Below are 20,936 nucleotides of genomic sequence, written 5' to 3' on the forward strand. Positions count from 1 at the left end.
CCCTGGTCCCGCCCGCGGGGGTGATCACCGGTGCCCCCCGCGCGCTGCCGGTGCGACGATCGACGGCATGACGGTGGCGGGCACGACGACCGAGGGGGGAGCGGTGCAGCCGGCGCCGGGCGCGTCCGCGGCCGCCCGGCCGCCGCTCGTGCGCCCGCGCTCGGGCCGGATGCTCGCCGGGGTCGCCGCCGGCACCGCCGCCCACCTGCGCGCCGATCCGCTGGTGGTCCGGGTCGCGCTGGTCGCGCTCGCGGTGACCGGCATCGGCGTCGTCGTCTACGGCCTGCTCTGGCTCTTCATGCCCATCTCCGACGCCGAGGCGCCGGCCGCCCCGGTGGTGGGCCAGCCCAGCCGGCGGCAGACGATCGGCCTGGTCCTGCTGGGCATCGGCGCGCTCGCGCTGGTGACCAACCTGGCGAGCTGGGGCAGCGGGGACGTCACCGTGCCGCTCCTGCTGGTCGGCATCGGGCTGGCGACGATCTGGCGGCAGCTGGACACCGACCGCACGCTCGCCCGGCCCGGCGTCCCCTGGGTGCTCGCCGGCGGCGTCGCCCTCGGCGTGGTGGGCGTGGTCCTGCTGCTGGCCACGACCGGGCAGCTGGCGAACGCGCGCAACGGCTTCGCCGCGACCCTGGTCATCCTCGTGGGCATCGTGCTGGCGACCCTTCCGCTCTGGCGGCGGCTGCTGGCCTCGCGGCAGGCCGAGCGCACCGCCCGCATCCGCTCCGAGGAGCGCGCCGCGGTGGCCGCGCACCTGCACGACTCCGTGCTGCAGACGCTCGCGCTCATCCAGCGCCACGCCGCCGACCAGCAGGCGGTGGCGCGGCTGGCCCGCAGCCAGGAGCGGGAGCTGCGCACCTGGCTGTACGAGCCGGAGAAGGCCTCGGAGGGCACGTGGGCAGGGGTGGTCTCGGCGATGGTCGCCGAGGTGGAGGCCGACCACGCGCTGACGATCGACCCCGTGGTCGTGGGGGACGCGCCGGTGGACGAGGGGCTGACCGCACTCGGTTCCGCTACCCGGGAGGCCCTGGTCAACGCCGCCAAGCACTCCGGCGCGGCGTCGGCCGACCTCTACACCGAGGTGACGCCGCACGGGGTGTCGGTGTTCGTGCGCGACCGCGGTCGGGGGTTCGACCCCGCCGCCGTCCCGGCCGACCGCCGCGGGCTGCGGGACTCCGTCGCCGGGCGGCTCGCCCGGGCCGGCGGGACGGCGACCGTGCGCTCGGCGCCGGGAGAGGGGACCGAGGTGGAGCTGTTGCTGCCCAGGGAGGAGAACGCGTGAGCGAGCCGGCGGTGCCGCGGGTCTTCCTCGTGGACGACCACGCCATGGTGCGGACGGGGGTGCGCGCGGAGCTCGCGGACTCGGTGACGATCGTCGGGGAGGCGGCCGACGCCGACGCGGCCGTCGCCGGGATCCGCGCCACGGTGCCCGACGTCGTCCTGCTCGACGTCCACCTGCCCGGCGGCGGCGGCCGGGCCGTGCTGGAGACGCTGCGCGCGGAGCTGCCGGGGGTGCGGTACCTGGCCCTGTCGGTGTCCGACGCCGCCGAGGACGTCATCGCCGTCATCCGGGCCGGCGCCCGGGGCTACGTCACCAAGACGATCTCCGGGCCCGACCTGCGGGCGGCGGTGCAGCGGGTCGCCGACGGCGACGTCGTCTTCAGCCCCCGGCTGGCCGGGTTCGTGCTGGACGCGTTCGCCGCGACCACGGCCGGCCCGGCGCCGGCCGAGGACCCGGCCACCGACCCGGGGCTGGACCTGCTGTCGGCCCGCGAGCGCGAGGTCATGCAGCTGCTGGCCCGGGGCTACACCTACCGCGAGATCGGCTCCCGGCTGTTCATCTCGGTCAAGACCGTGGAGTCCCACGCCTCGAACGTGCTGCGCAAGCTGCAGCTGTCCAACCGCAACGAGCTCACCCGCTGGGCGGCGACCAACCGCCTTCTGTGACCGTGCACTTTCGCGCTTCTGCACCGGGCAGGAGCGCGGGATTGCACGGTCAGTCCGTGTAGACGACGTGGAAGGCCTCGGCGAGGCGCCCCTCGGGGAGGCCGGCCGTGCGTGCCGTCCGCGTCATCCACGCGGTCACGAAGTCCTCGAGGTCGTCGCGGTGGCCGACCTGGCTGACGTGCGCCTTCAGCGCGGCGAACTTGAGCTCGGCGACGTCGGTGACGTCGACGGCGTGGTCGGTCCGCGGGCTGGCGCCCAGCCACACCTCCGGGACCGTCCAGGCGTCCAGGCCCTCGTCGGCGAGCAGCTCGGGGAAGGCGAACGGGTTCCGGGCGTCGGGGTAGACCGCCCGCAGCGTGGACTCGCCGACGACCATGTGGTCGGGGTGGCTGGCGCCGATCCGCTCGTAGAACCGCTCCGGCGAGCTCGTGAGCACCCGCTGCGGGCGGACCTGCCGGATGACCCGGGAGATGTCCCGGCGCAGGTCGAGGGTCAGCTCCAGCCGGCCGTCGGGATGGCCGAGGAAGCGGACGTCGGTCACGCCCACGGCGGCGGCCGCGGCGCGCTGCTCCTCCTGCCGCAGCGGGCCCATCCGCTCGCGGGGGGTGTCGTCGAACCCGCCGGCGTCGCCGTCGGTGACGATGCAGTAGGTGACCTCGGTGCCGGCCGCCGTCCAGGTGGCGACGGTCCCGGCGCTGCCGAAGTCGACGTCGTCGGGGTGGGCGAGCACGCACAGGGCGCGCTCGACGTGCTCGGCGGGACGGCGGGGCAGGGGAGGGGTCACCCGGCCGACTCTAGGAGGCGGCCCGGACCGTCGGCCGGTGCCCGGACGACGCCGGCCTCGGCCCGGGCCTCGGCCGCGCGGGCCGCGGTCACGGCGACCACGACGTCGGCGGGCGTGAGGACCCGGTTCCGCCCGGCGGCCTTCGCGGCGTACAGGGCCCGGTCGGCCTCGCGGAGCACCTCGGCGAGCGTGCAGGTGTCGCCCCGCACGCTCGCCACGCCGGCGGAGACGGTGATCGGCAGCCCGGCGACGGGGCTGGCCGCGACGGCCTGGCGGACGCGCTCGGCGACCCGCACGGCGTCGTCGACGTCCCGGCCCGGCAGCAGGAGCACGAACTCCTCGCCGCCCACCCGGTAGGCCACGTCGGTGGCCCGCAGGCTCGTCCGGAGCCGGCGGGCCAGCTCGACGAGCACCTGGTCGCCGCGGTCGTGGCCGTGGGTGTCGTTGACCCGCTTGAAGTGGTCGACGTCGCACATGACGACGCCGATGGCCTCGCCGGTCGCCGCCGCGTCGCGCTGCGCGTCGGTGAAGCGGGTGGAGAGCGTCAGCCGGTTGAACAGGCCGGTCATCGGGTCGGCCACGGCGTCGTCGCGACTGGCCAGGTCGGCGGTCGCGAGGGTGGCGGCGACGAGGGCCACGGAGAGGAGCAGCGCGGCGAACACCACCAGGTGCAGCACCGGGGGCGCCTCGGGGACGGCGGGCAGCGCGGGCGCGAGCAGCACGGCGGGCGTCAGCAGACCGGCGATCGTGGCGACGGCGGCGACGAGCACCCGCGGCCGGAAGCAGACGGCCTGCGCGAGGACGGGGACGGCCACCAGCGGCAGCAGCGGGCTGCTCGCCCCGCCGGTGACCAGCACGCACACCACGAGGTTCAGTTCGATCGCGCCGAACGTCAGGGCGGTGACGTGCTCGGGCTGCCGGCTGTGCCGGTGCGCGACCATGCCGAGGGCCATCGTGGCGGCGGCGATCGCGAGCAGGACGAGCACGATCGGCCCGTACCAGAAGGCGGCGATCAGCATGGCGGCGCCGACGGCCCCGCCCAGGCGCTGGGGGCGCAGGAACGTGCGCTGCATGTCCGTGTAGCGCGCACGGTCGACGGCGCTCCCGCGCAGCCAGCGCACGGTGCGCGACTCCGGTGCCGGCGCGGCCGGCGAGTGAGGCGATGCCACGGCCGGTGTATCGACTCCAAGGAGTCCGAGCTTGAGGGGTCGAACCCCTTCTCTTCACTCCAAGCGGGGGCCATGCTGTCCCACCGTGCTTCCGCAGCCACGGCGTGTGATGACGTCGTCCTCCCCGGACCCTGCCGCGGGGGCGCGCGGGGCCGACCCGCTGCCGCTCCTGCCGACCGCGGCGGTCGCGTCCGCGGGCGCGCTGCTCGTGGTCGCCGTCGGGCTGGCGTTCGTGATGCCCCCGGACGTGCACGACCGCGTCGTGTCGAACCTCGCGCAGCTCGTGGCGCCGGCCGCGGCCGCGGGGACGCTGCTGCGCCGCGCGCGGCGTTCCCGGGGCCGGCTGCGCGCGACGTGGGCCGCCCTCGGCGGCGCCTGCGCCTGCTGGGCGGCGGGGCAGGCGTGGTGGGCGGCGCAGGAGATGACCGGGGCGGGCATCCCCTTCCCGTCCGTCGCGGACGTGGGCTTCGTGGCCTTCGCGGTGCTGGCCGCCGTGGGGCTACTCCTGCACCCGGCCGGGGGTGGCGGCCGCGGCCGCTGGCGGCGGACGTCGGACGCGGTGATGTGCACCGGGGCCGTGGGCCTGGTCAGCTGGCAGTTCGTGCTGGGGCCGGTCGTGGCCCGGGAGACCGGGACCCCATACCTCGAGTGGCTGCTGTTCCTGACCTACCCGGCGCTGGACGTGGCGCTGATCGTCCTCTGCCTGCTCACCGCGGCCCGGGCCCGGCGGCAGCGACCGGACCTGCTGCTGGTCTGCGCGGGACTGCTGGCGCTCAGCATCTCCGACGGCACCTTCGCCTACCTGCAGGCCACGATGATGTACGCCGGATTCTCGGCCGACCTCGGCTGGGTGGTCGGTTTCCTCCTCCTGGCGCTGGCCGGCGCGGCCCGCGAGCCCGCCGCCCGCGAGCCGGAGGAGGGGCAGCCCGAGCGGGACGGCGGGTCCCTCGTCGCTCACCTGCTGCCCTACGCCCCCGTGGCGGTCGGGCTCGTGACGACGGTGGTGCACGTCGCCCTCGGCTGGGAGCTGGGCATCGTCGAGGTCGGGCTGTCCACCGTGGTGATCGCGCTGCTGCTGTCCCGCCAGTACCTGGCCCTGCGGGAGAACCTCCGGCTGTCGGCCGAGCTGGCCGGCCGCGAGGCGCTGCTGCGGCACCAGGCCTTCCACGACGTGCTGACCGGCCTGGCCAACCGGGCACTGTTCCTCGACCGGCTCGAGCACGCGCTGGCCCTGCACCGGCGCGACCTGCGCCCCGTCGCCGTCGTGTTCCTCGATCTCGACGACTTCAAGGTCGTGAACGACACCCTGGGGCACGCGGCCGGGGACGAGCTGATCGTCCGGGTGGCCGAGCGGCTGCGCGGGGCGATGCGGGACGGCGACACGGTCGCCCGGCTGGGTGGGGACGAGTTCGCGGTCCTGCTCGAGGACGGCGGGGACGCCGAGGAGGCGACCGCGCGGGCCCTGGAGGCGCTGCGGACCCCATGCCTCGTCGGCGGCCGCCCCGTGGCGGTCCGGGCCAGCGTGGGCATCTGCGGGCTCGGCCCGGACGACCCGCCGGTGCGGCCCGACACCCTGCTCGCCCGGTCCGACACCGCGATGTACGCGGCCAAGCGCTCCGGCAAGGACAAGGCCGTCGTCTACCGGCCGGGCCTCAGCCTGGAGGAGGTCGAGCTGGAGGGGCTGGCCGAGCGGCTGCGCCGGGCGCTGGCCGCGCGGGAGGTGACGCTCGCCTACCAGCCGATCGTGGACCTGGTCACCGGCCGGGTCGTGGCGCTGGAGGCGCTCGCCCGCTGGACGACGGAGGGTCGCGCGGTCGGTCCGGAGGTGTTCGTGCCGGCCGCGGAGCGGGCCGGGCTGCTCGACGAGCTGACCGGCCAGCTGCTGGCCCAGGCCTGCGAGCGCGCCGCCGGCTGGGCGGTCGACCGCGACGACGTCCTGTCGGTGCACGTCAACGTCGCGCCCGCGACGCTCGCGTGGCCGGAGCTCGTGCCCCGGGTGCGGGACCTCGTCGACTGGCACGAGCTCGTGCCCGGCCAGTTGGTGCTCGAGCTGACCGAGTCCGGCCTGCTCGCCCACGAGGAGGCGGCCGAGCGGGTGATCCGCGAGCTCGCCGACCTCGGGGTGGGCGTCTCGCTGGACGACTTCGGCGTCGGCCAGTCCTCGCTCGCGCGCCTGGGGGCGCTCTCCCTGGAGTCGGTCAAGATCGACCGGTCGTTCCTGGCGCGGATCGACACCGACGAGCGCGAGGCCACGCTGCTGGGCGCGGTCTTCCGGCTCGCTCGCGACCTCGCCCTGCCGGTGATCGCCGAGGGGGTCGAGCGGCCCGGGCAGCTCGCGGCCCTGCGGCGGATGGGCTGCCCGCAGGCGCAGGGGTTCCTGCTGTCCCGCCCCGTGCCGGCCGCGGCGGTGCCCGACCTGCTGGGCAGCCGCGGCGTCCTCACCGGCTGAGCGCCCTCAGAGCCGGCCGCGGCCCTGCCGCAGCAGCATGAGCGCGAGGGCGGCGCCGTCCTCCCCGAGAGCCGACCGGAAGCGGGCCAGGACCTGCGACTCGCGCGAGAGGGAGAGCCGGGTGCCGCCCGAGGCGGCGCGCAGGGCGCCGATCTCGCGCGAGACGGCGAGGCGGCGCTGGACGAGCTCGATGATCCCGGCGTCGCAGGCGTCGATCTGCTCGCGCAGCGCGCCGATGCGGTCGGCGGGGTCGGTGGTGGGAGCGGGGCTCGGGGCGGGCGTGCTCATCGGGGTTCTCCTGCGGGTCGGGCCGCCGGCCGTCGGACCCCGGGAACGAGAAACGCCCCGGGCTCCTCGGGCCCGGGGCGTCTGGTGCGGCGTGTGCTCAGCCTGCGGTGACGGACACCGGATCCCGGTGGCCGTAGTAAAAGCTGATCGCGGCGAGCACGGGGCGATCCTGCCACATCGCGGGCGGGGATCCCCGGCGGTACCCGGGGCGGGTCCGCGGGGGGCGGATCCGTCACCCGTCCGAACTACAGTGGTGTCGCTATGAACCCACCCCACGCAGACGCTCCGCCGGCGCTCCACGTCTCCGCGGGGACCCCGGCATGAGCGTCCAGCAGGCCCTCCCCGGTACCGCCACGCTCCAGCGGCAGGCACGCGGCTCGGTGGGCCGGGAGCTCGACCGCATGCTCGCCGGCCTCAACGGCCCGCAGCGCGACGCCGTCGTCCACGAGGGCGGCCCGCTGCTCATCGTGGCCGGCGCAGGCTCGGGCAAGACCCGCGTGCTCACCCACCGCGTCGCCTACCTGCTGGGCGCGCGTGACGTGCAGCCGGGCGAGGTCCTGGCGATCACGTTCACCAACAAGGCCGCCGGGGAGATGAAGGAGCGCGTGGCCGCCCTCGTCGGGCCGCGCGCGCGGGCGATGTGGGTGTCGACCTTCCACTCGATGTGCGTGCGGATCCTGCGCGCCGAGGCGGGCAAGCTCGGCATGAAGTCGTCGTTCACGATCTACGACCAGGGCGACTCGGTGCGGCTCATGTCGATGGTCGCCCGCGACCTGGACCTCGACGCCAAGCGCTTCCCCGGCCGCAGCCTCGCCGCGCAGGTGTCGAACCTGAAGAACGAACTGGTCGACGAGGAGTCCTTCGCGCCGGTCACCGCCCCGGAGAAGGTGCTGGCCGAGGCGTACAAGCTCTACCAGCAGCGGCTGCGCCAGGCGCACGCCATGGACTTCGACGACCTGATCATGACCACCGTGCACCTGCTGCAGGCGTTCCCCGACGTCGCGGAGCACTACCGCCGGCGCTTCCGGCACGTGCTGGTCGACGAGTACCAGGACACCAACCACGCCCAGTACGTGCTGGTCCGCGAGCTGGTGGGTGGGCTGGGCGACGACGCTGCCGGGCCGGTTCCGCCGGCCGAGCTCTGCGTCGTGGGCGACGCCGACCAGTCGATCTACGCCTTCCGCGGCGCCACCATCCGCAACATCGACGAGTTCGAGCGCGACTACCCGCAGGCCACCACCATCCTGCTGGAGCAGAACTACCGCTCGACCCAGCGGATCCTGCGCGCGGCCAACACGGTGATCGCCAAGAACACCTCGCGGCGGCCGAAGAACCTGTGGACCGACGCGGGTGACGGCGAGCTGATCGAGGGTTACGTCGCGGAGAACGAGCACGACGAGGCCGCCTGGGTGGCGGAGCAGATCGACGCCCTGGTCGACGAGGGCGCCGCGCGGCCCGCGGAGATCGCGATCTTCTACCGGACCAACAACGCCTCCCGGGTGTTCGAGGAGGTGTTCATCCGCGTCGGCATGCCGTACAAGGTCGTCGGCGGGGTGCGCTTCTACGAGCGCAAGGAGGTCCGGGACGCGCTGGCCTACCTGAAGGTGGTCGCGAACCCGGCGGACGTGGTGAGCCTGCGCCGGGTGATCAACACGCCCAAGCGCGGCATCGGCGAGCGGGCCGAGGCCTGCGTGGAGCAGTACGCGGACCGGGAGCGGATCCCCTTCGCCTCGGCCCTGCGGCTGTGCTCGGAGGTGCCCGGCCTGGCGACGCGGTCGCTCAAGGCGATCCAGGAGTTCGTGGCGCTGCTGGAGGAGTTCGAGCAGCTGGTGGAGACCGGCTCCGGCCCGGCCGCCCTGCTGGAGAGCATCCTCGACCGCACCGGCTACCTGACCGAGCTCTCGGCGAGCACCGACCCGCAGGACGAGGGGCGCGTCGACAACCTCAACGAGCTCATCTCGGTGGCCGCGGAGTTCGAGGCGGCGCACCCCGAGGGCACGGTCACCGACTTCCTCGAGCAGGTCTCCCTGGTGGCCGACGCCGACCAGATCCCGGTGGCCGGCGACGAGGCCGGCGTCGTCACGCTGATGACGCTGCACACCGCCAAGGGCCTGGAGTTCCCGGTCGTCTTCCTGACCGGCCTGGAGGACGGCGTCTTCCCCCACCTCCGGGCGCTGGGCGATCCGCGCGAGCTGGAGGAGGAGCGGCGGCTGGCCTACGTCGGCATCACCCGCGCCCGGCAGCGTCTGTTCCTGTCCCGTGCGACCGTGCGCACCAGCTGGGGGCAGCCGGCGTACAACCCGCCGTCGCGGTTCCTCGACGAGCTGCCGGCGGACACGGTGCACTGGGCGAACCTGACGCCCACCCCGGCGCCGAGCACCGGCTACAGCCGGGGCTATTCGTCGGCGCAGTCCCGGGTCGCGGCCACCGGCCTGTCGACCGGTGGGCTGCGCGGCGGGGCGGGCAACCGGGCGGTCATCTCCGTCGAGGTGGGCGACCGCGTCAGCCACGACGCGTTCGGGATGGGCACGGTGGTCGAGGTCAACGGCGCGGGCGACAAGGCCCAGGCGACCGTCGACTTCGGCAGCGGCGGCACCAAGCGCCTGGTGCTCCGCTACGCCCCGCTCGTGAAGCTGTAGCGAGCGGGGGTCAGACCTCGACGCCGCGCTCGGCGAGGTAGTCCTCAGGGTCGATCCGCCGGCCGTTCTCGCCGCCCCGGTGGATTTCGTAGTGCAGGTGCGGGCCGGTGGACTGGCCCTCGCTGCCGACCCGGGCGATCTCGTCGCCGGCGTGCACGATCTGCCCGGCCTCGACGTCGTAGTAGCGCATGTGGCCGTAGATGTGCACGTCGCCGTCGGCGTCCTGGATGTAGACGGCGTTGCCGTACCCGGACGCGCGCCCGGCACGGAGGACGACGCCATCGGTGGTCGCGTAGATCGGCGTCCCCAGCGGCGCGGCGAGATCGAGGCCCCAGTGCATGGTGCCCCAGCGCATGCAGAAGCAGGTGGTCATGCGGGCACCGGGCACGGGATCGGCCGTCGTGGGCGTCCGGGCGGCGCGGGAGGCCGCGAGCTCACCCAGGCGGGCCTGGGCCTCCGCCTCGCTCAGCCCTTGGCGCACCCCGGCGTCCTCCATGTCGCCGGTGGTGTTCATGTCGGCGCCGATGCCGTAGTCGGCCGCGCTGACGCTCACCGGCGCGGCCGGCTCGTCGCCGAGCAGCCCGGGGGTGGCGGCGCAGAGGGCGCCCGCGATGAGGGCGGCGAGCCACAGGGGCCCGCGGCGGCCCGGCGGCCGGGGGAGCCGGCGGGTGCCGGTGGCGGGCGCGTCATCGGTGGCCGCGGTCGTGGTGGCGGTCGTGGGCGCGTCGGCGGGGGAGGGAGCGGCGGTGGCCGGCTCGACCTCGAGGGCCTCGGCGGCGTCGGCGGTGGTGGGCGTGGCGGTGTCCTTCGCGCGGCGGTTCCCGCGGGAGAAGCGACCGGGGACCCGGGGCGGCTCGGGAGTCTCGCGAGAGGCCTCCGACCGCTCCAGGAGCGTGGGACCAGTCGAGCGAGACACGTTGCACCCTCCCGTGATGCTCCCCGCCCGCGGTGCCCGGAGGCACCCGTCGGGGGAGCGACGGCGGCGGAGGCGCCCGGTCCGGCGACGCCCGCCGGGGAGCTCCCGGCGCCGTGATCGGACCGTAACCCTCAGTCAGCCCCGTGCCGTGCAACCGGCAACGCGTGTCGCCGTGTCGACCCGCGTCGTGCTCCGACTGGGGGCCCACCGCGCGGCGGCGGCGGGCGGTCAGGCGGCGGTGACCGGTCGATCGGGCGACGTAGGCAGCCCGGTCGGGCGGCGGCAATCCCAGTTGGGCGGCGGCAATCCCGGTCGGGCGGAGGCAACCCGGGCCGGCAGCCCGGTCAGGCGACGGCGGCGGTGGGGTCGGCGGCGGCCGGGGCGCGCAGCCCCGCCAGCGTGGCGGCGACCTCGTCGACGACCGAACGCGAGAAGGGCAGGGACATGTGCCCCACCCCGCGGACCAGGACGTTGCGGGCCGCGAGGTCGGGGTGCTCGCAGCGGGCGGCGCTGGTCGGCAGCACGAGCTGGTCGAGGTCGCTGTAGATGGCTGTGAGCGGGGTGGACCACTGCGGGGCCGGCTCGGCCAGCTCGCGCAGCAGTGGCGAGCCCGGCCGCAGCTGCCGGACCAGCGGGGTGGGGAGCAGGTGGGCCAGGACCGACCCCTGGTGCGGGGTGCCGAGCGTGATCAGGCTCTGGACCCGCCGCGCGCCGTCCTGGCGCTGCAGGTGGTAGCGGGCGATCAGGCCGCCGAGGCTGTGGCCCACGACGTGGATCCGCTCGTGGCCGGTCTGTGCGCAGATCCGCTCGATCTCGCGACCGAGGTCGGCGGCGCCGCGGGCTGCGTCGCCGAGCATCGGGCTGTAGTTCCAGGTGCACACCGAGGCGAACCCGCGCCGGCGCAGCCCCCGGCGCATGGCGGTGAAGATCGACCGGTTGTCCACGAGGCCGTGCACGAGCAGGACCGGTACGCGCGCCGCCAGCGGGTCGGCGGCGAACAGTGCCCGGACGGACGGGGGCGCGGCGGCCGGCCGGCGGCTCGGATCGGGTCGCAGTACCTCCGTGCGGGCGCCGAGCGGGTACATCAGCACGTGCGCGCCGACGAGCGCGAGCTCGGTGATCCCGCCGGTCAGCGTGGCGGGTCGCGCGAGCGCGCGGAGGACCCCTCGTGGCGCGCCCTGGGGAGGGGGCTGCATGTGCGACGCTGGATCCGACACCGGGTCGGTGGACGGGCGCATGGGCACTCCCTCCCCGATCGGTCCCCGGTGTCGGGGTCGGGTACCGGCCCCCCGGTGGGCTGAGAACGGTTGTGCTCCGTTCACGTGTCCGTCATACCCCCGTGTGTTGCATGTCACACGGTGTCACACCACGGTCGACCGGATCGAGTCCAGTTCGTGACTTCCGACGAGAGGGGCCCCGTGTCCGCCCGCGAACGTCCCGGCCGCGACCACCCGGCCCGCGAGCCCCGGGGCGCCCGGCCGGCGTCCGGGAACCGGCCGACCCCGCGGCGGTCGGGCACCGGGGGTGCGCAGGGTCGCCGGTCCGGCGCTGCGGCCCCGCGCCCGCAGACCCGGAAGAGCCGGAGCGTCGCGCCGGCGGGCCCCTCGCTGGTCGTCGGGACCACCCCCGCGCTCGCCCGCGCGACCGGTGGGCTGCTGGTGCTCGCCGGCCTGCTCGGGGTGGCGTCGCTGTTCCCGACCTACCTGGTGGTCGACGGGCAGGAGACGCAGCTGGCCGCGGGGCTCGCCGGTGTGCTCTCGGCGCTCGTCGTCCCGCTGACCTCGATCGCCGTCGGAACGCTGCTCGCGGCCGGCCGGCTGCCGAAGTTCGGGCTCGCCCACGCCGGCGTCGCCGGCGCGCTGGCACTCGGCGGCCTGTTCATCGAGCTCTACAACGGCAGCGAGTCGACCGATCGGGCCGGGCGCGAGGTGGTGGCGGGCGAGTGGCTGGTGACCAGCACGGTGGACCGGGGGGCCGGCTGGTGGCTCGGCGTCCTCGGGCTGGCCTGCCTCGTGCTGGCCGGGGGGTGCGCCCTCGCGGCCTGGGGGCGCACGGTCATGGACGACGACGGCGCGCTGGACCCCTTCCGTCCGGGGCTGGCCGGGCTGGCCGCCGCGCTGGGCGTGGGCACCGTGCTGTGCCTGGCCGTGCCGTCGGTCGGCCTGCCCGAGCTGCTGGAGACCGACCCGCGCACGCTGGAGCAGAGCGTCATCGAGCAGCAGGGGCCCGAGGCGCTGTACGGACGGCCGGGCTGGGCGCTGCTCGGAGGGCTGCTGCTGGCCGGCGCGATCCTGCTGTGCTCGGTGCTGGCGCCCTCCCTCCGTCCCCGGCTGGCGGCGGTGGGCGCGCTGCTGGCGATCACGGCCACGGTCCTCGCGGCCGGGCTGGCCGGGATCCGCGACGCCGGTGCCGCCGAGCTGGAGTGGACGCTGCCGGGCGTCGGCCTGCTGCTGCTGGGGTTCGCCTACGCCGGTGCCACGGTGCTCACCTGGCGGCTGCGGCGCCGCTAGCCCGGCCGGGGCCGCCTCCTACGCTGCCCGCCGTGGACGCGGAACGGCTGCGGGTGGTGGTCGCCGAGCCCGCCGCCGGGAGCCCGGCGGGGGAGGCGCTGGCGGCGATCGCGCTCGCCCGTGTGCTCCGCGACGCCGGGGCGGAGGTGGTGCACACCGGCGGTGGCGGCTCGCCCGCCCAGCTCGCCGCCACGCTGGTGCAGGAGGACGCCGATGCCCTCGGCCTCGCCGGCGGCTCCGCCCGGCTCCTCGGCGAGGTGCTCGCCCGTGCCGCCGAGCAGGGGGCCGACGACGTCGCGGGCTTCCTGCTCGGCGGCGCGGACGGCGGCACCGGCGGGGGCCTGCCCGACGGTGCCCGGGTGTTCCCGGCCGGCACGCCACCGGACGACGTGGTCGCCTGGCTGCGCGCCGTCGGCGGTGGCCGCTGAGGGCCTCCTGCGACCCGCACCTCCGCCGTGAGCAGGGCGGTTGGGCGGCGGAGCGCCCGCGGCCCCGCGCCGGCGGGCCGCCCCGAACGGGTGGGCCGGGCTGTGATGCCGCCCACCACCCTGAACGCCGGGGAGACGACGGGGTTACGGGGGAGCTACGGTGCCTGCTCGTGGATCTCTTCGAGTACCAGGCCCGTGATCTGTTGGCCTCGCACGGCGTTCCCGTGCTCCCCGGTGGTGTGGCGGAGACGCCGGAGCAGGCGGAGGCGATCGCCCGCGAGATCGGGAGCCAGGTCGTCGTCAAGGCGCAGGTGAAGGTCGGCGGCCGCGGCAAGGCCGGCGGCGTGAAGCTCGCCGACAACGCCGAGGACGCCAAGGCGCGCGCCCAGGACATCCTCGGCCTGGACATCAAGGGCCACATCACCCACAAGGTGATGGTCGCCCAGGCGTCCGACATCGCCGAGGAGTACTACTTCTCCTACCTGCTCGACCGGTCGAACCGGACCTTCCTGGCCATGGCCTCGAAGGAGGGCGGCATGGAGATCGAGCAGCTCGCCGTCGAGCGCCCCGAGGCGCTGGCGCGCATCCCCGTCGACGCCTCCATCGGTGTCGACGCGCAGAAGGCGGCCGAGATCGTCGACGCCGCGAACTTCCCCGCCGAGGTGCGGGACCAGGTCATCGCCATCGCCGTCCAGCTGTGGGAGGTCTTCACCCAGGAGGACGCCACCCTGGTCGAGATCAACCCGCTGGCGAAGGCGCCCGACGGCACCGTGCTCGCGCTGGACGCCAAGGTCACCCTCGACGAGAACGCGGAGTTCCGGCAGTCCGGGCACGCCGCGCTCGAGGACGCCGCCGCCGCCGACCCGCTCGAGGCGCGCGCCAAGGAGAAGAACCTCAACTACGTCAAGCTCGAGGGCGAGGTCGGGATCATCGGCAACGGTGCCGGCCTGGTCATGAGCACCCTGGACGTCGTCGCCTACGCCGGTGAGGAGTTCGGCGGCGTCAAGCCGGCCAACTTCCTCGACATCGGTGGCGGCGCCTCGGCCGAGGTCATGGCCAACGGCCTGGAGATCATCCTCTCCGACCCGGCAGTGAAGAGCGTCTTCGTCAACGTCTTCGGCGGGATCACCTCCTGCGACGCCGTCGCCAACGGGATCGTGAGCGCGCTGGGCATCCTGGGCGACGAGGCGACCAAGCCGCTGGTCGTCCGCCTGGACGGCAACAACGTGGAGGAGGGCCGGCGCATCCTCGCCGAGGCCAACCACCCCCTGGTGACCGTGGTCGACACGATGGACGGCGCCGCGCGCCGGGCCGCCGAACTCGCCGCCTGATCGCCCCGACTCCGGACTAGGACACATAAACAGATGTCGATCTTCCTCAACGAGAACAGCAAGGTCATCGTCCAGGGCATGACCGGCTCCGAGGGGCGCAAGCACACGTCGCGGATGCTGGCCTCCGGCACCGCGATCGTCGGCGGCGTCAACCCGAAGAAGGCCGGCGAGTCCGTCGACTTCGACGGCACCGGCGTGCCGGTCTTCGGCTCCGTCGCCGACGCCATGAAGGAGACCGGCGCCGACGTCAGCGTCATCTTCGTGCCGCCGCCGTTCGCCAAGGGCGCGGTGATCGAGGCCGTCGACGCGCAGATCGGGCTGGCCGTGGTCATCACCGAGGGCATCCCGGTGCACGACTCCACCTACTTCTGGGCGCATGCCCAGGGTGGCGCCACCCGCATCATCGGCCCGAACTGCCCCGGGCTGATCAGCCCCGGCCGCTCGAACGCCGGCATCATCCCGGCCAACATCACCAAGCAGGGCAAGATCGGGCTGGTCAGCAAGTCCGGCACGCTGACCTACCAGATGATGTACGAGCTCCGGGACATCGGCTTCTCCACCGCCATCGGCATCGGCGGCGACCCGGTCATCGGGACCACGCACATCGACGCCCTCCAGGCCTTCCAGGAGGACCCGGAGACCGAGGCCATCGTCATGATCGGCGAGATCGGTGGCGACGCCGAGGAGCGCGCGGCGGACTTCGTCAAGGCGAACGTGACCAAGCCGGTCGTCGGCTACGTCGCCGGCTTCACCGCGCCCGAGGGCAAGACCATGGGCCACGCCGGTGCCATCGTGTCCGGCTCGGCCGGCACCGCCCAGGCCAAGAAGGAGGCCCTCGAGGCCGCCGGCGTCCGGGTCGGCAAGACTCCGTCGGAGACCGCCCGCCTCATGCGGGAGATCATCGGCGCCTGAGCAGGGACCCTTCGCCCCCACCGCCCGCGGCGGGACCACGCGAGGGGGTGGTACTGCCCCGGCCCCTCCTCGGAGGGGCCGGGGCAGTGTCGTTCCCGGGCACGCCGCCACCCGCCGGCCGGGCTCCGAGCGGGCGGGCGGGGGCTCCACCTGGGGCGGGAATCGCACCGATCCGGTGTGTTGCGGCCCGGTCACGAAACCCACCCCGAGGTGGGAGCACTAGGCGCAGCCTGCTTGCGTAGGTCAACATCGACCGACGAGTATCGCGCCGTCCTGGTGCCATCACGGAGAAGAGTCGATCGATGACGAGCAGTCAGCCGCCCCAGCAGCCGGGTTACGGCCAGCAGCCGCCGGCCGGGCAGCCCTACGGGCAGCCACAGCCCCAGCCGGGCTACGGCCAGAACCCGTACGGGCAGCCGGTGGGCAACGGTGGCCAGGTCGGCTTCGACGCCAAGCGGCTGAAGCTCGCCGACTTCGTCGTCGCCGGCGCCGCGCTCGTGTGGCTCGTGCTCTCGTTCTTCCCCTGGATCGACGTCGACGCCGAGGAGGTCTTCGGCCCGGGCTACTCGGAGTTCGCCGGCGACTACTCGGAGAACTTCAGCGCCTGGAACATCGGCGGGGCGCTGTCCACCCTCGCCGCGCTCTGCCTGGTCGCCGCCGCCGTCTGGGCGCTGCTGCCGGCGGTCACCCAGGTCGCGGTGCCGTTCCCCCGCGCCTACGTCACGGTGGCGCTCACCGCCCTGGCCACCATCTTCACCCTGATCCTGTGGATCGACGCCCAGGACTGGGAGTTCAGCTTCATCGGGCTGATCGCGCTGCTCGTCGCCCTCGCAGCGACCGCCTTCGCCGTCCTCCGGCTGCTGCCCGAGCTCAAGAACCGTCCCGGCCTCCCCGGTGGCCTGGCGAACGCCACCCAGTGGGCCAACCAGCAGGCGCCGGCCTTCGGCCCCGGGCAGGCTCCGGGTCAGCAGTACGGTCAGCAGCCGCCTCCGCCGCCGGCCCAGCCGGGGCACCCGACGGGCGGTTTCTGACCGCCCCGCCCTCGGGCACCTCACCCGGCGAGCACCTCTCGCCGGATCGCAACAACGAAGGAGAGTCGACCCATGACCAGCAGTCAGCCGCCCCAGCAGCCCGGAGGGTTCGGGCAACCGTCCCCGGGCCAGCAGCCGGGATACGGCCAGCAGCCGGCCGGCTCCCCGTCCTACGGGCAGCCGCAGCCGCCGGCCTACGGCCAGCAGCCCCCGGCCGCCCAGCCGTACGGCCAGCCGCAGCCCCCGCAGCAGTACGGGCAGCCGCAGCCCACGTTCGGCGGGCAGCGCGGCTCGTCCCCGGTCGACCTCTCGAAGGTCGGGATCCTCGACTGGCTGCTCGCGGCCGGCTGGGTCCTGTTCACCCTCTTCATGATCCTGCCGTGGTTCGGGTTCAGCGAGGACGAGGACGGGATCGACGCGTCGGTCAACGGCTTCAGCGACGAGCTGGACTTCTTCGGGCAGGGCATCGAGGTCGGCTACTCGAACTTCATGCCGATCCTGGCGTGGCTGCTGTTCCTGGCCGCCGCGGTCTGGGCGATCGTCTCGGCCTCCGGGAAGATCCGGCTGCCGTTCCCGCGGCACTTCGTCACGGCCGGCCTGGCCGGCCTGGGCCTGCTGTTCATGTTCATCACCTGGATCCAGGTGCTGACGATCGACGGTGACGACGTGCCGTTCAGCTTCGTCGCGTTCCTCGCCCTCCTCACCGCGGTCGCCATCACCGCGGTCGCCGTCCTGCTGCTGCTCCCGGAGCTGAAGGCCCGCAAGGCCGCCGGCCACGGCGGGCAGCACCTCGGTGGCGGCCAGCAGTACGGGCAGCCGCAGCAGTACGGCCAGCCGCAGCCGCCCCAGCAGTACGGGCAGCCGCAGCAGTACGGCCAGCAGCCGCCCCCGCCGCCGGCGCAGCCCGGCCAGGGGCCCAACCCGGGGCAGCCCGGCGGGTTCTGATCCACCGCGTCCCCTCGGGGACGCACAGCACCGATCCCCACGAGGGCCGGCGACCGACGTGTCGCCGGCCCTCGTGGCGTTCCCCGGCGCGTGCGCACGCCTCCCGGGCGCCGCACTTGGGACAGTGGGGGAGTGGTCCCGCTGCTGTCCCGACTGACGTCCCCCGGACGCCGGGCACCGGGGCCCCCCGTCTGGCTCGCCGCGGCCGCCACCGCCCTCTTCACCGTGCTGGGACTGCTCGGGCTGGCGCTGGCCCTCGTCGTGGTGCAGACCCTCGACCCGACCGGCGGGCTGCCGGTCGGCGGCTCCGCCACGCTCGCCGGCCAGATGTGGCTCCTGGCCCACGGCGGCCGCCTCCAGCTCGAGTCCGGCCCGCTGGCCGTCGCCCCGCTGCTTTTGACGGCGGCGATCGTGTGGGCGCTCGGCCGGATCGGCCGCGGTGTGGTCGCCGCGCGGGACGTCACCGGTGCCCGCGCCGGTGCCGAGGTCCTCGCCGTCGTCGTGGCGGTGCACGCCCTGCTGACGCTGTTCGTGGCGGTCGCCGTCGGAGCGCCCGGGCGCGGCCTGCTGCAGGCGGTCGCCGGAGCGGTCGCGCTCGCCCTGCTGGCGGCCGGCTGGGGCGTGGCGCGGGAGAGCGGCGTCCTCGACGACGTCCTGGCCCGCCTGCCCGCCCCGGTGCGGCCGGTGCTGCGCGCGGCGGCCGCCGGCCTGCTCGCCGCGGTGGCGATGTGCACCGCGGTCGTGGCGATCGCTGTGGCCGGCGACGCCTCGGGCTACGCGCGGATCACCGACGGGCTGGGTGGCGCGGGGGCGGGCGCGGTCGGCACGCTCGGGCTGGCGCTGCTCCTGCTGCCCAACGCCGCGGCCGCCGTCCTCGGGATGGCGGCGGGCCCCGGCTTCTACGTCGGCGAGGCCACCTACGTCTCCTACGACGGCGTCTCGGTCGGCCCGCTGCCGGCCCTGCCGCTGCTGGCCGCCCTCCCCGACACGAACGCCGTCCCGCTCGTCGCCCTGCTGTCCCTCGCGATCCCCGCGCTGGCCGGGCTCGTCGCCGGGATCGTCGTCGGCCGCCGCCTCCCCGACGACCAGGGCTCCGTGGCCGCGGGCCTGTGGGCCGTTCCGGCGGGGGTGCTCATGGGCGTCGGCGCGGCCGCGCTCGCCTGGGCCGGCGGTGGCGCGCTCGGCGACGGCGGCCTCGCGCGGATCGGGGCCCCGGCGCTGGTCACCGGCGTCTCGATGGCGGCCCAGGCGGGCATCGCCGCCGCGGTGGCGGCCGCCGTCACCCGCTGGCGCGCCTGAGCGCACGGTCGTCCCGCGGCCCCGTCCAGCGGCTCGCTCCGAGCGTGCGAGGGGGGAGGAGGCCGGGGTCCCTCTCCCTTATAGGGTCGCGGAGTGCCGCCCGCCGAACCGACCCGGCGCACCCGGGTCGTCGTCCTGGTCTCCGGCACCGGTTCGCTGTGCGCCGCCCTGCTCGACGCCGCCGACGACCCCGCCTATCCGGCCGACGTCGTCGCGGTCGGCGCCGACCGCGAGGCACCCGGCCTGGAGCATGCGCGCCGCCGGGACCTCCCCACGTTCGTCTGCCGGCTCGGCGACCACCCGGACCGGGTCGCCTGGGACCGGGCGCTGGCCGGCGCCATCGCGGCGCACCGGCCCGACCTCGTCGTCTCGGCCGGCTTCATGAAGCTGGTGGGCCCCGCCGTCCTCGACGCGTTCGGCGGCCGGCTGCTCAACACCCACCCCGCGCTGCTCCCGGCCTTCCCGGGGGCGCACGCGGTCCGCGACGCGCTCGCCGCCGGCGCCGCGGTCACCGGCAGCACGGTGCACTGGGTCGACGCCGGGATGGACACCGGCCCGGTGATCGCCCAGCGCGAGGTGCCGGTCCTCCCCGGCGACGACGAGGGCCGCCTGCACGAACGGATCAAGGCCGTGGAGCGGACGCTCCTGGTGGACACGGTGGCGCGCCTCGCCGCCGATCCGCCGTCCACACGCACCCCCAGGGAGACCCCCCGATGAGCGACCGCACCCCCATCCGCCGCGCGCTCCTGGGCGTGTACGACAAGAGCGGCATCGAGGAGCTGGCCCGCGGGCTGGTCGAGGCGGGGGTCGAGCTCGTCAGCACCGGCGCCACCGCCCGCCGGATCGCCGAGGCCGGCGTGCCGGTCACCCCCGTCGAGGAGGTCACCGGCTTCCCCGAGTGCCTCGACGGCCGGGTGAAGACCCTGCACCCGGCGGTGCACGCCGGGATCCTCGCCGACCGGCGCAAGCCCGAGCACGTGAGCCAGCTCGAGGAGCTGGGCATCCGCGCCTTCGACCTGGTGGTGGTCAACCTCTACCCGTTCACCGAGACCGTCGCCTCGGGCGCCGCCCCGGACGAGTGCGTCGAGCAGATCGACATCGGCGGGCCGGCGATGGTCCGGGCGGCGGCGAAGAACCACCCGTCGGTGGCGGTCGTCGTCGACCCGGCGCGGTACGACGACGTGCTCGCCGCCGTCCGCGCGGGGGGCTTCGCCCTCGCCGAGCGGCAGCGGCTGGCCGCCGCGGCCTTCCGGCACACCGCGAGCTACGACATCGCCGTCGCCTCGTGGATGGGCAGCGTGCTGGCGCCCGAGGAGGAGTCGCCGTTCCCCGCCTGGGCGGGGGCGAGCTGGGAGCGCGCCGACGTGCTGCGCTACGGCGAGAATCCGCACCAGCAGGCCGCCCTCTACCGCGGGGTGCAGCCCGGGCTGGCCCACGCCGAGCAGCTGCACGGCAAGCAGATGTCCTACAACAACTACGTCGACACCGACGCCGCCTGGCGGGCCGCGCACGACCACACGGACCCGTGCGTGGCGATCATCAAGCACGCCAACCCCTGCGGCATCGCCGTCGGCGCCGACATCTCCGCCGCGCACCGCAAGGCGCACGCGTGCGACCCCGTCTCCGCCTTCGGCGGCGTGATCGCCGCCAACCGCGAGGTCGACCTCGCGATGGCCGAGCAGGTCGCCGACGTCTTCACCGAGGTCGTCGTGGCCCCTTCGTTCACCGAGGACGCCGTGCAGGTCCTGACGGCGAAGAAGAACATCCGCCTGCTGCGGCTGCCGACCGACGCCCGCAGCGGCGTGGAGTTCCGGCCGATCGGCGGCGGGGTGCTCCTGCAGTCGGTGGACCGCATCGACGCGGCCGGGGACGACCCCACCAGCTGGACGCTCGCGACCGGCGAGCCCCTGGACGCCGCCGAGCTGGACAACCTCGTGTTCGCCTGGCGCAGCGTGCGCGCCGTGCGCAGCAACGCGATCCTGCTCGCGCACGACAAGGCGACCGTCGGCGTCGGCATGGGGCAGGTCAACCGGGTGGACGCCGCCCGCCTCGCCGTCGCGCGGGCGGGGGAGCGGGCCGCCGGCTCCGTCGCCGCCTCGGACGCGTTCTTCCCCTTCGCCGACGGCCTCCAGGTGCTGGTCGACGCCGGCGTGCGCGCCGTCGTGCAGCCGGGTGGGTCCGTCCGCGACGAGGAGGTCGTCGCGGCCGCGGCCGCGGCCGGGGTGGCGATGTACCTCACCGGCACGCGCCACTTCGCGCACTGAGGAAGGACCCATGAAGGACCCCCT

The 20,936-nt window shown here is 75.1% G+C and carries 18 protein-coding genes; 13 read left to right on the forward strand and 5 right to left on the reverse strand.

The features are described 5' to 3' along the window. Positions 1-67 precede the first annotated feature (67 nt). Positions 68-1,282: an ATP-binding protein gene (locus BMY88_RS06250; protein WP_091941259.1), complete on the forward strand. Its 1,215-nt coding sequence runs from the start codon at positions 68-70 to the stop codon at positions 1,280-1,282. Next, positions 1,279-1,947: a response regulator gene (locus BMY88_RS06255; protein WP_280138697.1), complete on the forward strand. Its 669-nt coding sequence runs from the start codon at positions 1,279-1,281 to the stop codon at positions 1,945-1,947. The genes BMY88_RS06250 and BMY88_RS06255 overlap by 4 nt, the downstream gene beginning before the upstream one ends. Before the next feature lie 49 nt (positions 1,948-1,996). On the opposite strand, the gene BMY88_RS06260 is transcribed toward BMY88_RS06255, so the two are convergent. Beyond that, positions 1,997-2,731: a PIG-L deacetylase family protein gene (locus BMY88_RS06260; RefSeq protein ID WP_091941261.1), complete on the reverse strand. Its 735-nt coding sequence runs from the start codon at positions 2,729-2,731 to the stop codon at positions 1,997-1,999. Next, a complete protein-coding gene (locus tag BMY88_RS06265) occupies positions 2,728-3,900 on the reverse strand; it encodes a GGDEF domain-containing protein (protein WP_139220412.1) in 1,173 nt (390 codons plus the stop codon). The genes BMY88_RS06260 and BMY88_RS06265 overlap by 4 nt, the downstream gene beginning before the upstream one ends. Positions 3,901-4,009: 109 nt before the next feature. Between BMY88_RS06265 and BMY88_RS06270 the strand changes: the two genes are divergently transcribed. Further along, complete coding sequence (locus tag BMY88_RS06270) at positions 4,010-6,349, forward strand: putative bifunctional diguanylate cyclase/phosphodiesterase (RefSeq protein ID WP_091941265.1); 2,340 nt, start codon at positions 4,010-4,012, stop codon at positions 6,347-6,349. A 6-nt stretch (positions 6,350-6,355) separates the two neighbouring features. On the opposite strand, the gene BMY88_RS06275 is transcribed toward BMY88_RS06270, so the two are convergent. Then, complete coding sequence (locus BMY88_RS06275) at positions 6,356-6,637, reverse strand: chorismate mutase (RefSeq protein WP_091941267.1); 282 nt, start codon at positions 6,635-6,637, stop codon at positions 6,356-6,358. A gap of 320 nt (positions 6,638-6,957) precedes the next feature. Here BMY88_RS06275 and pcrA point away from each other — a divergent pair, with 320 nt between their 5' ends. Further along, positions 6,958-9,276 carry a DNA helicase PcrA gene (gene pcrA / locus BMY88_RS06280; RefSeq protein ID WP_091941269.1) on the forward strand — a complete coding sequence of 773 codons (2,319 nt, stop codon included), beginning with the start codon at positions 6,958-6,960 and terminating at the stop codon, positions 9,274-9,276. A gap of 10 nt (positions 9,277-9,286) precedes the next feature. Here the strand turns inward: pcrA and BMY88_RS06285 are convergent, their stop codons facing one another. Next, positions 9,287-10,192, reverse strand: coding sequence for a M23 family metallopeptidase (locus tag BMY88_RS06285; RefSeq protein ID WP_244524480.1), 906 nt, complete (start codon positions 10,190-10,192; stop codon positions 9,287-9,289). Between the two features lie 344 nt (positions 10,193-10,536). Further along, a complete protein-coding gene (locus tag BMY88_RS06290; protein WP_244524481.1) occupies positions 10,537-11,388 on the reverse strand; it encodes an alpha/beta fold hydrolase in 852 nt (283 codons plus the stop codon). A 222-nt stretch (positions 11,389-11,610) separates the two neighbouring features. Here BMY88_RS06290 and BMY88_RS06295 point away from each other — a divergent pair, with 222 nt between their 5' ends. The 9 genes from BMY88_RS06295 to purH all read left to right on the forward strand — a co-directional run bounded on the left by BMY88_RS06295 (position 11,611) and on the right by purH (position 20,912). Then, positions 11,611-12,702 carry a hypothetical protein gene (locus BMY88_RS06295; protein ID WP_244524482.1) on the forward strand — a complete coding sequence of 364 codons (1,092 nt, stop codon included), beginning with the start codon at positions 11,611-11,613 and terminating at the stop codon, positions 12,700-12,702. Between the two features lie 32 nt (positions 12,703-12,734). Next, on the forward strand, positions 12,735-13,130 hold the full coding sequence (locus BMY88_RS06300; RefSeq protein WP_139220413.1) for a methylmalonyl-CoA mutase: 396 nt from the start codon (positions 12,735-12,737) through the stop codon (positions 13,128-13,130). A gap of 170 nt (positions 13,131-13,300) precedes the next feature. Beyond that, a complete protein-coding gene (sucC, locus tag BMY88_RS06305; protein ID WP_091941275.1) occupies positions 13,301-14,461 on the forward strand; it encodes an ADP-forming succinate--CoA ligase subunit beta in 1,161 nt (386 codons plus the stop codon). Positions 14,462-14,494: 33 nt separating this feature from the next. Next, complete coding sequence (gene sucD, locus BMY88_RS06310) at positions 14,495-15,373, forward strand: succinate--CoA ligase subunit alpha (RefSeq protein ID WP_091941277.1); 879 nt, start codon at positions 14,495-14,497, stop codon at positions 15,371-15,373. Between the two features lie 302 nt (positions 15,374-15,675). Continuing rightward, positions 15,676-16,404 (forward strand): hypothetical protein, encoded by a 729-nt coding sequence (locus BMY88_RS06315; protein WP_091941279.1) that lies wholly within the window; start codon positions 15,676-15,678, stop codon positions 16,402-16,404. A gap of 72 nt (positions 16,405-16,476) precedes the next feature. Next, positions 16,477-17,349: a hypothetical protein gene (locus BMY88_RS24110; RefSeq protein ID WP_091941281.1), complete on the forward strand. Its 873-nt coding sequence runs from the start codon at positions 16,477-16,479 to the stop codon at positions 17,347-17,349. Positions 17,350-17,481: 132 nt separating this feature from the next. Then, positions 17,482-18,648 (forward strand): cell division protein PerM, encoded by a 1,167-nt coding sequence (locus BMY88_RS06325; protein WP_091941283.1) that lies wholly within the window; start codon positions 17,482-17,484, stop codon positions 18,646-18,648. 93 nt (positions 18,649-18,741) lie between these two features. Beyond that, a complete protein-coding gene (purN, locus tag BMY88_RS06330) occupies positions 18,742-19,365 on the forward strand; it encodes a phosphoribosylglycinamide formyltransferase (protein WP_091941285.1) in 624 nt (207 codons plus the stop codon). Beyond that, the gene (gene purH, locus BMY88_RS06335) at positions 19,362-20,912 is read left to right on the forward strand and encodes a bifunctional phosphoribosylaminoimidazolecarboxamide formyltransferase/IMP cyclohydrolase (RefSeq protein WP_091941287.1); all 1,551 of its coding nucleotides are present in this window, start codon (positions 19,362-19,364) and stop codon (positions 20,910-20,912) included. The genes purN and purH overlap by 4 nt, the downstream gene beginning before the upstream one ends. The last annotated feature ends 24 nt before the right edge of the window (positions 20,913-20,936 follow it).

Source organism: Trujillonella endophytica (assembly GCF_900110555.1).
GTDB classification, from domain to species: Bacteria; Actinomycetota; Actinomycetes; order Mycobacteriales; family Geodermatophilaceae; genus Trujillonella; species Trujillonella endophytica.